Here is a 17705-nt window from a genome sequence, read left to right as displayed (position 1 = left end):
GTAGGTTTTAGACTAATTAAAGGAGAGCATTGGATTAACGCCGGTTTTACGACCGGCGTTTTGCTTCTAAAGGGGTTCATTGATTAAGAGAACAGTGAATAGTTGATATACAGTTTATTTCCTTTTCTCCACCTAATCCAACCTTTTCCTTTTTCCTTAAGCTGCACATCAACAAATTTGCCGTAAAGCCATTCTTCATTGACTATTAAAGGCTGAATAAACGCATATTCTATAGCTATTTCTCCTGCTTGTTCAAAAGGTTTAAGCCGTACTTTTCCCGAATTTTCTTCCTTAAGCTCCACACTGTTGACAGTCATTAAAAATTCAGTCCATGAAAAAAATTCCCCTTGGTTCTTGTTCAGATAAGACACTTGGGCATTGTCCTTATTGGCAATCACTTTTAAAAAATCATGGCCAATACCCAAAACTTTAAAATACAAGACACCATAATCTAATTTAAGGTGTTCAGGATAAAGCCAAGGAGGAGCGTAAGAGGTGCTAAATTCACCAAATTGATTTTGGGTAAAAACAACACTATCCATAGGTAAATGTTCTGTCAAACCCTTCTCTAAATTTACATTCCCATAAAAATACAGGCTTGGGTTCTCATAAAAATTCGGTTTAAAAAATCCTATCCCATTCTCGGGATCTTCAATCTGCTCAGATAAAGGCAAAGCCAGTTCTGAATTTCCTTTGATTGATCTTCCACTATCCCCTCTTTGACTAACAGGTGGCTGGTTAAATGGAACCATTGACAAGCTTATTATTGTCCCAAAAAACAGTAGAGTCCAATAATTCAAGCATTTAAAAATGGATTTTATCTTAAAATAAATATTTAACATTCTTAGAAATTTAATGTTTTGCTAATGGTTTCCGCTGCTTTGACTTCCACTTCTATGGTTTGTGCTGCTTTTTCTTTATGTGCTCCAAGAGGCCTTATAGTTACCATATAATTGCCCGGGTTGAGTAGAAATTTCGCTCCCTTATTATAGGTCCGGGCAGCCCCTACACTTTTACCGGATTTTTTCTCCTTAACCGCAACCACCGTATCAATGTCCTCTGATCCTACCCGGGTAAAAATCTCAAAATTGCCCGTTTTAAAATCGTATACCAATGGGGGAGATTTCCCAGCCTCTATGACGATGCTATCCATTGCTGTATTCGTATTCAAACCCTCCATAACCAAGGCCTGAATGGCTACTTTATATACACCGGGATTGACTTCCATTATCTTCTCTCGCCCATAGGTTCTGGTTGTGGCCACTACTTTTCCATTGCTATCGATGATTTTCACCATGCTGTCCCAACCTGCCCCGTTATTTGTAGTCAACACATTCAAAGTTCCCCCATCAAAGGAAATAGTTTGGTGGCCGATGGTATTTTCATGGCTTTCCACATTATTGACCGTGATCATGTCCACATCGCTTCCCTCCAATGGCATCACTTCCAAATTGTATTTGCTGGGGGGAAGGTAAAAATACCCAGTATCTTGATAGGTCCTGAGCATAATGGGCTCTCTTTTGGCGACTATATCATAAGCCTTTACAAAGACATCCAATGGCTCGCCATTTTTTAGTGCATATACCGAGAAATTATTGGCAGGCTTGTCTACCGTAGAAGCTGTGGCCACGTTCAGTATTTCACCAAGGTTTTCAGCATTCTCAGCACTAAAGTAGCTCCCATCCCCTGCTCCTGCTGCACACCTCAACTGTTGGGTATCTTCCTCCTTTAAGCCAAAGCCAATAATATGCAACTTGAAATCTATGCCCTCATCCTTGGCCGCTTGAATTATCTCACAAATATTCCCATCGCAGGATTCTATTCCATCTGTAATTAGGATAATGGTTGCTTTCTGCTTCGCCGCTCTTAATTGATCAATGACCAATGCTGCAGAATAGGCCAAAGGTGTTTTGCCCAGGGGTTTGATCCCTTTCACGGCCGTGATCACCTCCTTTTTTGTTCCGGTGGAAGCATCCACCATAAATTCCACATCCTTGCAATCCCCTTCCTTTCGGTGCCCATAGGCTACAAACCCAATTTTTTGTTGCTCAGAAAGATTATCTATGGTACTGCTCAAGGCATTGGCAGCTATTTCCATTTTGGTTTTCCCTTGCATCTGTCCCCACATGGAACCACTGGCATCATATATAAAAATAATGGGGGCTTGGTTTTCCGGGCTTTGTCCTTGGGTATTGAAAACAATAAATAGAGTCAGGAAAAGGAAGGTTATCTTTTTCATGAGAGGGTCATTTGTTTTGCAGATCAAGTTGGTGAAAGGGCCCCAAAACAAGCAGGCTAAAGGGCAATTTCAGGCATTGGTTGATCTAAAATAACCATTATATTTTATTATCCCCCTATCTATCACGTACTTATATGAAAAAATATTAAAACGACATTTTGATCCTGAAGGGATTATAGATTTATAGGAATAAAATGGGTTTCTCTGGTATTCGACCCTGTAGGGCTCGTATTCCAAACCTGAAAGCATTGACTAAACATTTGATCCTTTTCGGGAAAAATAAATCCAACCACTCAGCAAGAAAAGAAAGCTTCCCTTATATTCCAACCGATTACTCCTGTAATACTTCTATTAACTTATCAGTTTCTGAACGATACTTTTCTATTTCTGCGGCTTACTGGGCGCTTACCTACCGCATTTCTTGCCTTTCTTCCCATTACTTTTGCCTGCCTACCTCTTCCTTATACGTTTCCTATCAATTCTTTTGCATTAATTCGAGCTACTATTGTATTAATTCGTGTTACTTATGCTTACTCTCCCTACTCTTTTCTGTTTTCTCCAATTCCTTTGTATTTCTTCGTAAGGATATTTCATTAATTCGCGACACTTTTGAATTCCTTCGTGTTACTTTTAGATTCCCGCAGGTTTCTTTCCTATTCCTTTACTGTACTTTCCTGTCCCTTCGGGTATTTTTACCTTCCTTCCGCAGACTAATGCTTACCTTTTATGTGTTTTACTATTTAGGAATGGTGGCAAAAACATCCTTGATAGACTTACTTAAGTTTTCAGGAGTAGGCGGAGAGAACATCGTAACCAGTCTTTTACCCGCTTTGTCAAATACTTTATGGGTGAGAACATCCCCGGCAGCACTCACCAAACCAGAGCTTGATGGGATGCCATTTGGGTAATAGGTTTCCCATTTCCCTAGCAATACTCCCTCGGAAGCTGTTATCAATATCAATTTTTCCTCTCCTCTAATGAATAAGATTTCACCATGGAGCAGGCCGTTCTTGTAATGCACCTCATAGCTAAATCTATCTTCATTATTCTTGATATAATCAGGATAAATCCATAAGCCCTCTTTTTTACCTTTGGCATATTTGCCTTTCATTTTAATGGTACCCTCCTCATTATAATGCGTACAGTCACCTTGAAGTGCTCCATTGAAATAGTACATTTCGGATTTTAAAGTGCCGGAAGTATAATAGGTTTGTAACTTTCCAACAAGCTGCTCTTTGGCATTGCGATAGCCTTTCTCATGAATTTTCCCATTGGCATGATGCGTGCTGAATGGGACGGATTTATGTGTAACTGTCTTTGTCTCATAGGTGACCTTGGTCGTCGACTTTATTTCTTGTTTAGGGATGGACTTATAAAACGTTCTCATGGCTTCTAGAAAAGTTTCGGTTTTTTCTTTACTGACCCCAACCTTGTCTACAAATTGCCCATCCTCCGTATATAGGCCCCTCAAGGTAAATTGATTGTCATCGGAAATGAAGCCAACAGCCCATAAATTATCGCTATTATCGTAATACATTTCCCATATTGTATTCGGTGCGGGTTTACCTAAAAAAGCATGTATGGTACGGATTTTATGTGTTCCTTCATAAAGGATTGTCTCTCCATGAAGTTGACCGTTTTTATAATTCACAGTGAAGCGATAAGGAAGACCATCTTTTGATTCAGCAAAGTTATTATAGACCCATAAGCCATCTTTTTTGCCTTTCACATATAGTCCTTCCCTATAAATTGAGCCATCCTCATTGTATTGAATGCATTGGCCATTCAGCACACCATTGTCGTAAACGGCAGTCATCGATAATTTTTCAGAGGGAAAGAAAATGGCTAGCGTATCAACGAATTGCTTGTCGGCATTCACAAAACCTTTTTTGTAAACATTGCCATTGGCATGGTATTCTACATAAGGGCTGGGTTTAAACACCACCCTATTGTATTTTACTTGCGCCCGGGCAAAATTGATTATGGAAAAGGAGAAAACAAGAAGGATAAGCGCACGTAAAACCATGATTATATAGCTATTAGAGCTGATAAAGATATAAAAATATCAATAAAAACAACCTTCACTATTGCCAACTACAATTTAAATCCGCTTAGGTGGACCAACTTAGTGAAGTACTCCTGATTTGAAATCAGTTCATTTAGGATTTTCTCCATATTTTTACTCAATTCATAATCGCTGGTATAGGAGACAAACACATCTCCTTCAGGGGCAAAATAGACCTTTGAAACATCCAATTTGCTATCCTTGGCACCGATTTTTAAAAGGATTTCCCACAGTTCCCCTTGTAATAAATCATTTTTATCCACTAACAGATCGACAAAATCATCGTCAGGTTGTTCCGGTAACCAAACGGTATAATTACCGTTTATTTTCGACCTTTCCACTCTACAGAGATATACTTTACTGGTTTCCATTTCATCACTATTTTTAAAGAAAGAGCCTATTTTTACCTTACTAACACTTAGCTGTGGGCCATATATTAGAAAGAAAATAACATTAACATTTTGTTAGTTATTTGTGCTTTTTTATTTTCACTCCACTCTTTTAAATTGATAGTTGTACCTGTCACAACAAGGAGAATATAATTTTAAAGTATCATTTCCTATAAATTCTACATATTTTTCTGTGTCTATAAAAAATGAATTTGATTTTTCATCATTTTCAAAATCAACTTTTAATCTTAGGTCATTAGCTGTCTGTAGTGCTGGAGAAATTTTGCCATATTCGAGAAGGCTCTTATTTTTAACAAAACCATAAATTCCATATTCTTTTATCACCAAATACTCAAAATTCAAGTCATGTCCACTTCCTGATAATCCTCCAGAAACAGCATATAATTCCCATGTACCATAAATTTTCAAATCTGATTCAGTAAATATTTCAGAGTCAAAATATTTTTCCGTTTCCAGATTTTGAAGGGTTGTATGAGGTTCAATAGTGTCTTTTTCGCAAGAATTTAATCCACTTAATAAAATGGAAAGAATAAGTGTAAATCTAAAGGTTATCATTTTCTGAAATTTTAAGATTTATTTCTAAGATGCCTTTTATTCTCAATTGATTTCTTCAGCATAACCGCTACCAATTGTATAAAGCTATGCTTTAGCTGGGAGTTACATAAATATCAAGTATGCACCCGACCCCTTCTACTTATTTTTCCTGTCAAATTAAGCATTCCAAACAAAGTATCCAGTTAATAGACTAAGAATTTAATGGAAACTGCTGAAAATGGACGTGAAAATGCTGAAGAGACGAAAAGATTATCAGGCTATCATTAGAGGCACAATTCAAAAAAATTTTCTACTACCTAAAGCCCTCAATAAATTCTATCCTATCCCCATAGCAAAAAGCTACGGGAGGCTTGAGTCCTATCTCTATCGGTTGGGCCTACAATAAACAGAAGCATTAATCGGATCCTTGTGGTTTAATTGTTGGCACCAGTTATTTTTTATTTTTCACTTTCAAGTAATTTATAAAGGCAGAGCAAGAAACTAACATGAATTTCGCATCTTCAAAAGACACTGTAATATCATCTTCCAAAAGTGAGTGGCGTATTCCACCTGAGTCACTTGTATATCCGTATAGAGCTGAAAAAGCACTTTTTAATGCACCGTGTTTTTGGAATTTTTTTTCAATCACAATCAATGCTTGCCCTAAGGATGCTTTCTTTTCTCCTGTAATTATTATACACAGTGATTCAACTGCTGAAATAGCTTCTTTTATAGAATTTCTATAGGCAGGGTTTTCTCGGTTAGAGAAGTACTCTAAAGCAGTTTTAAGGTGTGTGTTTACTGGCGTCCATTTTGAACTATTATCTAATGCTTGCTCAATTTCTACAATCTCTTCTTCTGAGGTAATTTGAGCTATACATTGATCGACAATTCTATAACCTGCCATTTCTCTTTTCAAGCCACTATTACAGTCTTCTATAAACCCAACACGTAATGCTCTTGCATCAATTTTTGCTAAAAACTCAATTAGATCATACTTTTCATACCATGCAGCCTGCTTGAAGAACCATTTCTTAATGAAGTCAATAACGTCAGGTACATAAATGCCGCCACGTGCATTTTTAGGTAATTCATCAGCTCTCTCTCCGTAAAATTCTTTCCAAATAATCAAACAAATTTGAGCTCGGTCTGACTCTTTTTCATAAGATGAGACATTACTTATTTTATCAAAGAAGTCATTAAGTATTATATTCCACAGTCTATTCTCAAGACGAGTGTCAATCGACTCAATCTGAATGCTTTCTCTGACTGAAGTTTTTCCTATTTTCTGTGAAAATCTCATTTTGTTTAATTGGTGCCAACAACTGCATATAAACGCATTTAGCTTGGTCGTCGAGTATATATCAACTATAGCCCCAACCCCTTTTACTATTTATAGCTACCAAATTAAGCATCCCAAACAAAGTATCCAGTAAATAGGCTAAGAATTTAATGGAAATTATTGATTATGGTCTAAAAATGGCTAAGCTACTTATGGCTGAGTCCAATGCCGATCGATTAAGACTGCAATAAACCGAAACCTTCATCGCATCATTGTGGTTTAATTGTTAGGGTTAGTTATTTAAGCAATGTATCAATTGTATCATCCCATTTAAAGCTATTTATTATCCAGCCTTCTCCACTATTATAATAAGTAAATAAAACTCTAATCATATGCTTTTCAAATTTTAAGATGTAAACTTTTCTAAGTAGAAAATCATTTATTTTTAAATCCGTTATAAATTCGTACCCTTTTGTTTTTCCAAATCTATCAGACACAGAATTGAATTGCTTTATTGTTAAAGATTCTAATTGATCTAACTCATTTTCAGGCAAATGCCAGTTCTTTTTCAATTCAGAAAAAGCAACCTCAAAATCTAGTTTATCCAACGCTGACATTACATTCTCAGCTTGTTCTGTGATGTTTTCAGAGTTTTTTAAAAATTTTTTTTGGGCAAACGAAATAGATGTAAATAAAGTACTAATTATTATAGTAACAACAAGTCTTTTGATTATCATAATATTTATATAATTTTCTAAATAAGCTATAATTACCGAATATACACATGTTTATCCAAGGAATTGCGTATACATCAATTATGCACCCACCCTTTTCGATTGTTTTTCCTGTTAAATTAAGCATTCTAAACAAAGTATCCAGTAATTAGACTAAGAATTTAATGGAAACTGTTGAAAAATGGTCTTGAAATGGTTAAAGGATTTGCTGCAGTGGGTAGACAATTAATGCGAGATTTACACAGTGTCAAATTGTACCTTTAATTGCCCATAAAGCAAAAACTGATCAGTTTGAGACTAACACATGCTTGAAAGAAAAAGACTTCTAAATAAAGGGCAGACACGGAAAATGTTCTGCTTAGGCTAATTTTTTTAAGGGTACCTTGTCCCCTATATTCAGGATAAATCGTAAGGGAAACTCTGTAGGCTTTTAGTTAGTAGCCAATCACTCAATTACCTCTCGTTTTTTTAAAATTTTCTCTTTTTCGGATTTTGCCTAGTGTCCCAAAATTTTAAAATTTCAATGTGTTCATCGCAAATTTTGTAAATTAAATAGTAATTATTTTCAACAAGTCTCATTTTTATATTTGCTGAATTTGAATTTACTCCCAATTTGGGGTGTTTCTCTATTATTTTAATAACTTCTTGAGTTAATTTGAACAATTTACGGCTATATAAATTTGAATTGTTTCTTTTGTCCCAGTATTCACAAATAGCTTCAAATTCATAAATTGCTTCTAATGACCAAATTGTTTTCAATTTCATTTGTTAAATCTCTTTACAAAATCTTCGTTTGTCATAAATTTTCCTTTTTTAATTTCTGTGCTTCTTTTTTCTAGCTCCTGCTGCACTTCTTCCGACAATTCGATCGTCCCATCAGCACTTAATTGACTCACCATATTTGATATTGATTCCAATAGCTCCTCATCGTTTAAGGATGTAATTTGATCTATAAGTTTGTCTTTTACCTTTGACATAAGATTGTATTTTATGTTTCCAAATTATTAATAATAGTGTACTTTTTAATTTTTTAGCTTATGAGAAGTGAAACTGAGATATCTTCTGTTTGAAGAATACAATATAAGAACTACTAAAGCTTGTACAAATTACTAAATGCCTAATGTGGGAATTATGCCTTTTTTTGCCATGTAATAGCACGACTTTCTCTTCCAGCTCCCACCTGTAAATTTAATTAAAAACCGAAACCGAACAACCTTACCGCTATTTCGGTTTTTTATTCTAGTAAATTAAGGATTTCAGACAAGGAATCCATTGGATATCCTAATGTTTTAATGGAAACTGTTAAAAATGGACTGGAAATGGCTAAAGAAGCGTAAAGCTCTATTAGACCATCAACACAGGAACTTTTTAATAATTTTACTTCTTCCTAAAAGTCGACAACAAAACCCATCCAATCCTCATCGCAGAAAGCCACCTGAGGATTAAGTCCTAATCCTGACCAATTAGAACCTCAATAAACCGAAGCCTTAATCGCATCATTGTAGCTTAATTGTTGTAACGCGTTTTTTATTTTTTAATTAGCTAAGGGCCACAATAGATATATTGAAAAAATTACTACCAAATAAGTAAATACCCAGATAATTGCTTGACTTGCAGCACCCTTAAACTCAATATTAAATATTTTAAATGCTACTTGGTCTGAAACTATTCGGAGAACAAGCACTAAAAACAAGGAGGCTGTCCCAGCAAGAGGAATGCCTAATGTAGCTACGGTGTGTTCTTTTGCGATTTCTATCCAATTCGTATCGTTAGTAAATACATTTAAAATCTTAAAAGCCAAATAAGTATGTACAACCAGGATAACAATAGCTGCTACCCAAGAAAAAACTTGCTTTAGTTTGGGAGAAAAATAGAGCATATTCCTTTAGTTTGTATTTAAATGTACGCCAACGTTATATCAGATTGGCGTCGGACCGTTTGCGTGTTCTTCATTCAGGCCTGACTACAATCGTCAAGCTAAGAAATGTAGGGTATTCAATTTACTAAATAAAGTATAAAACAAAAAGTAAGTATCTATGACAATTTTCACTTTGGTGCTTTTACCCTTACTGTTGAAAGGATTTTTACTTGGTTCCTTGAAAGCTGTGTTACCACCTGTTTTAACTTTTCATTCGTTATGTCTTGTCGGCTGCAATAATCCAGAAGATCAATAAAGTTGCGGGGTTTCCTAACAAAATGAGCTCATAAAACTCTTTTAAATACCCGGAGCATGCCAGAGCCACACTCTCTGCCAAAGCGCCGAGTTTACGTTTGAATGTTTCCAGATAGTGGTCTATTTTTAATGATCCCCTCATGCTTCTGATAACTTCGGCGATGGCTGGCTACTCTGCGGTCGTTATGGTAAAACAAAAGCTCGTGGTTCATAACAAAATTTGTGTCAATAATGGAGCTAAGGATTTTATTTCCAAAAAATGAAGTAAAGTATCTCGAACTATTGATGATTTAAGAGCGTATATGATTTGTATTGTCATAATAATTGTCAAATAGATCCATAAATTAAAATAGTGTTTATTAAATAATTTGAAATTTATATTGAGTTTGATGGAGATGTTTTTTTGTGATTTATTAAAAGGATGTAAAGTAATATTTAATTTTTTTATTATTTCTTTTCTTCTATTTCTATGTCCTTCCTGCGATATAAGATCCAATGAAGAAGAAAGTAATCTTGTTACTATTGAAAAAGTTGATTCAATTAGAGTAGATTGGGGAACTAAGTTTGCAATCCTTGATTTTGATCAAAATAAAAGAAGATTTCTGGCTGTTGATCAAGTGACAAAAGAATTTTTGATTATAGATAGCAAAGGTAAGGTGTTGGAGTCAATACAAAGATTTGGGGATGGGCCTAATGAGTATAATTCTAGTTTGATTGCTGCATCTTTTTTTGAAGAAAAGGGGGGCTATCTATTACTTAGTTCACGGGAATTGATATGGTATAGTGATGTTTGGGAAGTGAATGACAGATTTAGATTCGTTTCCGAATGGTATGCAGTTTTTTACACTGGTCCTAGATATGCTGTTCCGTATTATTTTCAGAAGAACGGTTCTGATATTTTTGTCTTTACGAACTTTTTTTCTGGTTTTAATTCAAATGCAGGTATTAAGGATACTAATATTGACTTTCTTGTTGAGCAATTTAATCCTGTGGCAGATCAATTGGAAAAAGTTCTATTGTTTAAAAGTGACGTTATTCCCAAAACTAAATTGCCTAAAGGAAATTCAAGCATGCCTGTTCAGGTTTATCACTTAGATAAAGAAAAAAAATTGATGTATTTAACTTTTCAGAATTCTAAAGAAATTAGTGTTTATGATTTAGGTGAAAATTTTGAATTGAAATATAAAGTAAATTATAATCATGAGGATTTTAACCAATCTAATAATTCCAAAAATGTTGGCCTTTTTCGGTTTGATCAAGGTTTTACTGGGATTCTATATTTTAAAGGGTTAAAGGAATCCACTGAAGTCGCTAGAAAAAGTGTAGATCCCAACTACGTTCCATTTTTTGACCCAAAGTTGTATGGATTTATTTTGATTAATGATGACAAATCGGTAGAAGTTGAAGTTCCATTTCCTTTTCCAGATTGTGAACCAAATTCAGAAATTGTGCAATTACCAGGTAATAGAATCTTGATGCGCGATATTTACAATGGGGATGTAGAACCTGAGTTTTCAAGCTACTCCATTTTCGAAGTTAAAGTACAATAGTTTACAGTCTTGCCATATATTTTTATGGTACCGGTGCCCTTTCAAAATATACAATTTCAAAAAAGCGAATGGTAGTATACTGACAAAACTCAAAAAAGGTTTGGTCTTTTTATAGCGCCATAACAATGTTTTTAATGATAGTCCCTACTATACTCCATAGATGGTTTAATTTGCGGAAGTAGCAAATTTGTCTTGGGCAAGAAATTTATGAATATCACTTACAACAATAGAGCCTTCACCTACGGCAGAAGCTACACGTTTTACAGAACCTGAGCGTACATCGCCAACTGCAAATAATCCCGGTAAACTAGTTTCAAAAGTATACGGTTTTCTCTGACTAAACTCAGGTTCGCTATTTAAAGCATTGTCACAAATGGCAAGTCCCGTATGTACAAAACCTTTGGCATCTGTATCAATAATAGTATCTAACCATTCTGTGCAAGGCTTTGCTCCTACAAATGTGAAAAGATAACCAATATCATTTTCAACTAAGGTCTCATTTTTCTTGATTTCAACCTTTTCTAAATAGGTGCTTCCCTCAACTGTTATCACGTTACTACCGGTCAATACTTCAATATTTTCACAAGCGATAATACGCTGTACCAGATAATCGCTCATTTTGGCACCTATGTCCTCATTTCTAATAATCACATAAACTTTATGCGCATAATTTGCCAAGAATAATGCTGCTTGACCTGCTGAGTTACCACCGCCCACAATACCAATTTCACTATTTCTGCACATATTTGCATGCATAGAAGTTGCGCTGTAGTATATACCGGAACCTTCAAATTTTTGAATACCTTCTAGCGGTAACCTTCTATAGGCTGCACCCGTAGCCGCAATTACTGTTTTAGCTTTTAAAATAGAAGTGTTGCTAGAACTGATTTGATAATAATTGTCTTTTCGCTCTATGCCTTCTACCCTATGCGGTACAGAAATGGTACAGCCAAACTTTTGTGCTTGTATATAGCCGTTATTCGCTAATTCCCTACCGGAAATTCCTGTAGGAAAGCCCAGGTAATTTTCAATTTTAGAGCTCTTTCCGGCTTGTCCACCCGGGGAGTTGCTATCTATAGTCAACACTTTAAGTCCTTCTGAAGCTGCATACACACTAGCTGCCAATCCTGCCGGGCCCGCACCTACTACCAGTACATCGTAAACTTCATCATCTAGCTGTAAACGAACACCTGTACATTCTCCAATTTCATCTATAGACGGACGAATAGAAATATCATTCTGACTATTGATTAAAACAGGTAAATCAGTTTCCTTTAGATTGAAAGTTGCTAACATCTGTACCAATCCTTCTTCCTTATCAGAATCTATAAAATTGTACCAGATATCATTTTTATCCATGAAATCACGAATGGCGTAAGTTTCATTAGAGTGTTCAGAACCAATAAGTTTTATGCCTTGTACGTTATTCTTCAGTGCATCTTCACGTTGTAAAAAAGCGTTTAGAAGCACATCGCTAATATCACTGAATTTAGCAATGGCACTTTTTAATTTTTCTGGACTTATTCTTATAAGCTGTGTGTTTTCTAATGTTTCGCCACAAACACCAACCGTTCTATGAGACAAAATACTACTAGACCCAGAAAACTGATGTCTTCTGTGGATGGCAATGCTATCCTCTCTTTTATCAGGATCTATAATTCTTATTCCACCGGTGAGTACTACAAAAAAATCGTAATGCTGATCACCAAAATCCAACACCACCGTAGGCTCTTTGTAAAATTCAACCTCACCATAGGTTTTAAGTTTTTCAACTTGTATTTCGGTTAACTCCGGATATATAGAATCTATCATAAATGGTTAGGTTTAATAGGTTACAAAAGCTTTATCGGCATAACACCAAAGCCACCTTTCATTAAGTTCTGCTGAACTAATAACCGGGTGGTTGGTGGAACGATAATGAGCTGTTGCATGCTTGTTTTTAAAATTGTCACAACAAAGCGTAACACCACATTCCTGACATGTGCGCAAATGTACCCAACCATCACCCAATTTTACACATTCTTCGCAAACATGTTCATTGGCTGTTTTAATTTCTGAGATAGCAGTGATATGCTTGCAAGAAGTTTGAGACATCATAACCCTTTTTTGGTATTTTATAAATTTAACGAAAGAAATTGATACTAGCCACTTGGCATTATAAGGTTAATGGTTTAATCTTCTTATAAAAGAAGGAACAATAAATTTCTCCATTTCTTTCCATGCCATGGTATGGCTTAACTCCAAATCTTTTGGATTATGATGCAAGAACAAAGTTACAAGTTCCAAATCAGGAACTATAAATAAAAATTGCCCACCGTAGCCGGCTGCATAAATTATAGGGAATTTCATTTCATCCACATTCAATTCACCTCGCCACCAGTGATAACCGTAACCACTGTTTTCCAGGTGTGGTAGATGAAAGGCAGTAGATTCTTCTATCCAAGATTCAGAAATTATCTGTTGTTTATTCCATTTTCCCCTACCAAGTACCAATTGGCCCATTTTCAGAAAATCTCTGGGCCGTAACCAGAGTCCACCACCTGTATGAACTTCATCAGTAAGGGAAAACCAATGGTAATGTTGGATTCCCAATTGATTGAACAATGTTTTTTCGGCATATGTATCAGCTGGCATTCCGGTAACATCGAGTATAACACCACCAAGCAGTACCGAGAGGCCACTGTTGTACTCGAACTTATCTCCCGGTTGTGCTCCGGTGGTAATATTCCGATTCAATACAAAATCATACATGTCTTGACTCAAAAGCATTTTTATTACATCATTTTCCGGGTCTGATATAGGAAGCTCCCATTCATTCCAGTCCAAGCCTGCAGACATTGTAAGTGCATCTTTCAGGCTTACCGGCCAGGTAGCGGTGTGCAGGGTATCGATGTATTTGGGGAAAAAATATTGAATAGGTTGGTCCAAGTCACCTATTAAACCATTGTCATGTGCAATCCCCATCAATAGTGAAGTCACACTTTTTGTACAAGATTGTATGGTATGCAACCTATTTTTAGATCCTAAATGAAAATACTCCTCTAGTACCAGTTTACCATTATGGGTTATTAGCACCGCATCTAATCCTTGGTATTTTCCATCAATCACCTTCTGAAACAATTTATGTAGTGGTTTTTGTGAAATTATTGAGCTTTCCAAGCTAGCTATATTCCAATCATCATCCAATGGTTCAGGAATGCTGTAATTCCAATGATCTAATGCCTCTCCATTTTTATCAATTCTTGCAGGCATTTCGGAAGTCCATTCACTGACCTTAACAAATTTTAAAGTATCATTTTTTCTAAGGGAATCGTAAAAAATTCCTTCCAGAGAACGTTTATCCTTTGATAATTTCCCTTTAAATATCTGCCCATGGCCAAAATCCATCTCAATATTAAGTTTGGCCACTTTTACATTTGGAATTTTACCGGCGTCAAGTAACGCTACTACTTCATAGCGACCACTCCATTCCCCATCTAAGAATCCCCTATTTAATTCTAAGTCAAAATTTGAATAGAGCTCAGGAATATATTCTATTTTAGCCTGCCATATTCCTTCCCAATTGTTTCTCTCTCCTGAACAAGAAATCAGTAAAAGCAGCAAAACCAAACTTATCAAGTATGGACAGATTATGATAATTTTTAGTGGCTTTGGATTTTTAGGTTTCATTCCTTCCTCTTTAAAATACCAATTGTATTTGGAACTACATAATGAAAGGTAATATTCGTATAAATACTTGTTTATCTTAGGAGTTAGGCATACATCAACCATGCACCAACCCTTTAAATTGATTGCCTGCCAAATTAAGCATTCCAGACAAAGTATCCAGTTAATAGACTAAAAATTTAATGGAAACTGTTGAAAAATGGTTAAAGGAAAAGAAAGCTATATTATGCCATCATCACAGGATCAATTTAATTATTCAACTGCTAAATAATTCCCTAAAAAAATCCTACCCAATCCCCAACGCAGAAAGCTATTTACAGCTGAATCCGATCCTGGTCGATCAGGGCTACACAGAATTGAAACCTTAATTGCATCATAGCGGTTTAACTGGGAGTGTAAATTAATGCTGTGTTCAATTCCTATACTTTAATACGGTTATTCCACACTCATAAGCTTTTGCTTCTTCCAACTTCAACTCCTTTTTATAGTCAGTTTTCTCAAATATTGGCATTCCATCACCTAAAATAGAAGGGTTAATAAAAAAGTAATATTCATCAATCAAATTTTCTTTGATTAGTGATGAAACAAATGCTCCCCCACCATAGGCTATCATGTCATTCCCTTTTAAAGATTTTAATTCTTGTATCTTATCTGTCAAATCTCCCTTTTCTAAAATGGTATTTTCCCAGTTCGAGCTTTCAAGTGTTTTTGTAAAAACTATTTTCTTAGAATTATTAATTTTATCAGCACCTTCCAACTCCTTATTTGATCTCCAGTATGGAATAAATCCTTCTGCCAGTTTGCGACCCAAAACTATAGTATCAGTTGATTCCGTAATTTGGGTTACGAAATCCTTTAGCTTATCATCCCAATTCCAAATCATCCAGTCCATTTCTCCATTAGGACCAGCAATGAATCCATCAATGGAAAGTTGAATTTGAAGTTTTAATTTTCTCATTTTTAATTGTTAAAACATATGTATATACATAATTGGCATAGAAGTTTTGCTTATAAATATTATATCCCTTCTACTTTTCCTTAATGTATTTATTAAAATAAACATTTCAAACCGGAAATTCAGCGACGATCCTAAATTTTAATTCAAACTATAGTATACAAGTTTAGGTTGTTTTTTTGGATGCTTCCAGCTTCTGTAAATCAGCCTCGATTTAATTTCCCAATTTTTTGCTTCTTTCTTCAAGCTGACGCGTGTATTGTTACATGAAGCTGTATAAAATTTCACTATAGCCTTATTCTTATTAATTTTTATCTTTTTGATAATTCCTTTTTGTATAGCATTACTATTGTTACCATTATGTTCTTGAAATTCAACATTTCCATCATTAAAGATATAATACCCGGATCCATGAAATAATTTATATTCATTAATATCTTCTTTCCCAATACCAGCCATATATTTATTAATTACTGAATCAGCCAAAACAATCTTCATCAATGAAGTCTTTGAATCCTGTGCAAATGCGCATAATGAAAAAAATGTTAAACTCATAGTAAATAAATATTTCATAGCAGATCTTTTTGTTTTATGAGATTAAGGTATTGAATCGTCTTAAAATGTAAAATAATATTTAGTTTTATATAAACCAATTTTGGAACTACATATTGAATTGTTAAACTAAAACACCGGAGATGATACCGGAAATTAGCAATGCCTTTCCAGAGGAGTAATAGCTTTTTATTATACACATTCATCCTTCTTAACTTACTTTTTAAATTAGGAATTGCGAAAACATTAAACCTAAAAAAATTTTAAAAACCCTTATAAAATGAGCTAAAAACGCCTTTAATACGTTGGATTTGAATACTTTTCGGAAAAAGGGATAAAATTATTTCATTATATTAAGCCAATACCTCTCCTTAAACAAGGAATTCCGGCTTTAGGACGCAAGATTTTTCAATCCATCCGTTATTCATTATAAAAAGTACCCTTCGACCAGCTCAACGACCAATATCCGGTCATAGAATTTTTGGTTTATGGTAATTTTTATATTTTTTTCGATACCAAATTAATGGTGTAAATCAAATAGAAAATTAATAAGATTAAAGCCTCCCACCGATCTAGTTTTTTTCTTTTTCCGGTAAACATTGCCAAAAGTAGAAAAACAGTACCCCCAATTAATATAAATAAATCCTTATTAAAATTCGGGTTGTATTCAATTGGATTTACAAACGAACTGATGGAAAGTATCAACAGAACGTTAAAAATATTGGAACCAATTACGTTTCCAATGGCGATATCGCTATTCTTTCTAATGGCTGCAACCATTGATGTAACCAATTCCGGAAGTGAGGTTCCGGCAGCAACTATGGTTAAACCTATTATTTTTTGACTAACACCTAATTCAGTCGCCATATTTATACTATTGTCAACAACTAATTTCCCGCCAATGATAAGCCCTGCCATGCCAAATATTATCAAGGCCCAAATTTTAAAATTGGACTTTTCTTCAAAGGCAATTTCTTCAGGTTTCTCTTGTTTCAATTGAGCAAAAACATAATAAATAAAACAAACAAATCCGGTCAATAAAATCAGGCCATCAATGTTTGAAATTTCAGGGTTTTGATTTATAAAAAAATCGTTGGCAAGGACCAACAATAATAAGGCGACAATCAGGGAAATAGGAATTTCTTTCCATGCTGTGGAAGATTGAACGGTAATTGGATAAATGAGACCTGCAATACCAAGGATAATGAACAAATTGAAATTATTACTACCGATAATATTTCCAAAAACGATGTCAGAAAACCCGTTTAAGGAAGCTAAAAAATTAACGATTAATTCTGGTGCCGATGTACCAAAAGCTACAATTGTCAATCCAATTACTAAATCGGAAATATTATTTTTTTTCGCTAATGAAGAAGCTCCGGATACAAGCCAATTCGCTCCAAAAATTAGGCTTATAAACCCTAAAACAATCAGTAAAGAAGCTATTGTCATATTTTCTCGCTATTATTCATGCACCACAATTATTACTTAGCCCCCTAAATAACTATGAAGGTAGAGATGAAATTCCTCCCCTCTCCTTTTACG

At 35.0% G+C, this 17705-nt stretch carries 18 protein-coding genes; 1 reads left to right on the top strand and 17 read right to left on the bottom strand.

All coding sequences use genetic code 11. The features are described from left to right. Nucleotides 1–83: 83 nt before the first annotated feature. The 11 genes from ACYVHJ_RS11350 to ACYVHJ_RS11300 all read right to left on the bottom strand — a co-directional run bounded on the left by ACYVHJ_RS11350 (nucleotide 84) and on the right by ACYVHJ_RS11300 (nucleotide 9579). Nucleotides 84–752 carry a hypothetical protein gene (locus ACYVHJ_RS11350; protein WP_460514842.1) on the bottom strand — a complete coding sequence of 223 codons (669 nt, stop codon included), beginning with the start codon at nucleotides 750–752 and terminating at the stop codon, nucleotides 84–86. A 92-nt stretch (nucleotides 753–844) separates the two neighbouring features. Beyond that, nucleotides 845–2239, bottom strand: a complete 1395-nt coding sequence (locus ACYVHJ_RS11345; protein ID WP_460514840.1) for a vWA domain-containing protein — start codon at nucleotides 2237–2239, stop codon at nucleotides 845–847. A 736-nt stretch (nucleotides 2240–2975) separates the two neighbouring features. Beyond that, nucleotides 2976–4265, bottom strand: coding sequence for a toxin-antitoxin system YwqK family antitoxin (locus tag ACYVHJ_RS11340; RefSeq protein ID WP_460514838.1), 1290 nt, complete (start codon nucleotides 4263–4265; stop codon nucleotides 2976–2978). Between the two features lie 68 nt (nucleotides 4266–4333). Then, nucleotides 4334–4675 (bottom strand): hypothetical protein, encoded by a 342-nt coding sequence (locus tag ACYVHJ_RS11335; protein WP_460514836.1) that lies wholly within the window; start codon nucleotides 4673–4675, stop codon nucleotides 4334–4336. Between the two features lie 117 nt (nucleotides 4676–4792). Next, nucleotides 4793–5269 (bottom strand): hypothetical protein, encoded by a 477-nt coding sequence (locus tag ACYVHJ_RS11330; protein ID WP_460514834.1) that lies wholly within the window; start codon nucleotides 5267–5269, stop codon nucleotides 4793–4795. A gap of 430 nt (nucleotides 5270–5699) precedes the next feature. Then, nucleotides 5700–6551: an AbiJ-NTD4 domain-containing protein gene (locus tag ACYVHJ_RS11325; RefSeq protein ID WP_460514832.1), complete on the bottom strand. Its 852-nt coding sequence runs from the start codon at nucleotides 6549–6551 to the stop codon at nucleotides 5700–5702. A 275-nt stretch (nucleotides 6552–6826) separates the two neighbouring features. After that, nucleotides 6827–7267 carry a hypothetical protein gene (locus tag ACYVHJ_RS11320; protein WP_460514830.1) on the bottom strand — a complete coding sequence of 147 codons (441 nt, stop codon included), beginning with the start codon at nucleotides 7265–7267 and terminating at the stop codon, nucleotides 6827–6829. A gap of 465 nt (nucleotides 7268–7732) precedes the next feature. Next, on the bottom strand, nucleotides 7733–8029 hold the full coding sequence (locus ACYVHJ_RS11315; RefSeq protein WP_303611193.1) for a type II toxin-antitoxin system RelE/ParE family toxin: 297 nt from the start codon (nucleotides 8027–8029) through the stop codon (nucleotides 7733–7735). Then, the gene (locus ACYVHJ_RS11310; RefSeq protein ID WP_460514828.1) at nucleotides 8026–8241 is read right to left on the bottom strand and encodes a hypothetical protein; all 216 of its coding nucleotides are present in this window, start codon (nucleotides 8239–8241) and stop codon (nucleotides 8026–8028) included. The genes ACYVHJ_RS11315 and ACYVHJ_RS11310 overlap by 4 nt, the downstream gene beginning before the upstream one ends. A gap of 557 nt (nucleotides 8242–8798) precedes the next feature. Next, a complete protein-coding gene (locus ACYVHJ_RS11305) occupies nucleotides 8799–9143 on the bottom strand; it encodes a hypothetical protein (RefSeq protein ID WP_460514826.1) in 345 nt (114 codons plus the stop codon). Between the two features lie 256 nt (nucleotides 9144–9399). Further along, complete coding sequence (locus ACYVHJ_RS11300) at nucleotides 9400–9579, bottom strand: hypothetical protein (protein WP_460514824.1); 180 nt, start codon at nucleotides 9577–9579, stop codon at nucleotides 9400–9402. A gap of 247 nt (nucleotides 9580–9826) precedes the next feature. On the opposite strand from ACYVHJ_RS11300, the gene ACYVHJ_RS11295 reads away from it, so the two are divergent. Then, nucleotides 9827–10987, top strand: coding sequence for a hypothetical protein (locus ACYVHJ_RS11295; RefSeq protein ID WP_460514822.1), 1161 nt, complete (start codon nucleotides 9827–9829; stop codon nucleotides 10985–10987). Nucleotides 10988–11152: 165 nt separating this feature from the next. On the opposite strand, the gene ACYVHJ_RS11290 is transcribed toward ACYVHJ_RS11295, so the two are convergent. The 6 genes from ACYVHJ_RS11290 to ACYVHJ_RS11265 form a co-directional block, all read right to left on the bottom strand. After that, a complete protein-coding gene (locus tag ACYVHJ_RS11290) occupies nucleotides 11153–12799 on the bottom strand; it encodes an FAD-dependent oxidoreductase (RefSeq protein WP_460514820.1) in 1647 nt (548 codons plus the stop codon). A gap of 12 nt (nucleotides 12800–12811) precedes the next feature. Beyond that, a complete protein-coding gene (locus tag ACYVHJ_RS11285) occupies nucleotides 12812–13084 on the bottom strand; it encodes a ubiquitin carboxyl-terminal hydrolase family protein (protein WP_460514818.1) in 273 nt (90 codons plus the stop codon). A gap of 66 nt (nucleotides 13085–13150) precedes the next feature. Next, nucleotides 13151–14656 (bottom strand): serine hydrolase domain-containing protein, encoded by a 1506-nt coding sequence (locus ACYVHJ_RS11280; RefSeq protein WP_460514816.1) that lies wholly within the window; start codon nucleotides 14654–14656, stop codon nucleotides 13151–13153. 409 nt (nucleotides 14657–15065) lie between these two features. Beyond that, entirely contained in the window at nucleotides 15066–15611 is a 546-nt protein-coding gene (locus ACYVHJ_RS11275) for a dihydrofolate reductase family protein (RefSeq protein WP_339903201.1), read from the bottom strand. A gap of 138 nt (nucleotides 15612–15749) precedes the next feature. Continuing rightward, nucleotides 15750–16181, bottom strand: coding sequence for a hypothetical protein (locus ACYVHJ_RS11270; RefSeq protein ID WP_460514814.1), 432 nt, complete (start codon nucleotides 16179–16181; stop codon nucleotides 15750–15752). A gap of 477 nt (nucleotides 16182–16658) precedes the next feature. Then, on the bottom strand, nucleotides 16659–17612 hold the full coding sequence (locus ACYVHJ_RS11265) for a calcium/sodium antiporter (protein ID WP_460514811.1): 954 nt from the start codon (nucleotides 17610–17612) through the stop codon (nucleotides 16659–16661). Nucleotides 17613–17705: the final 93 nt, after the last annotated feature.

The sequence above is a fragment of the Cyclobacterium sediminis genome, from assembly GCF_054781075.1.
Note: the sequence above shows the minus strand (reverse complement) of the source record. Positions and strands in the feature narration are given on the sequence as shown.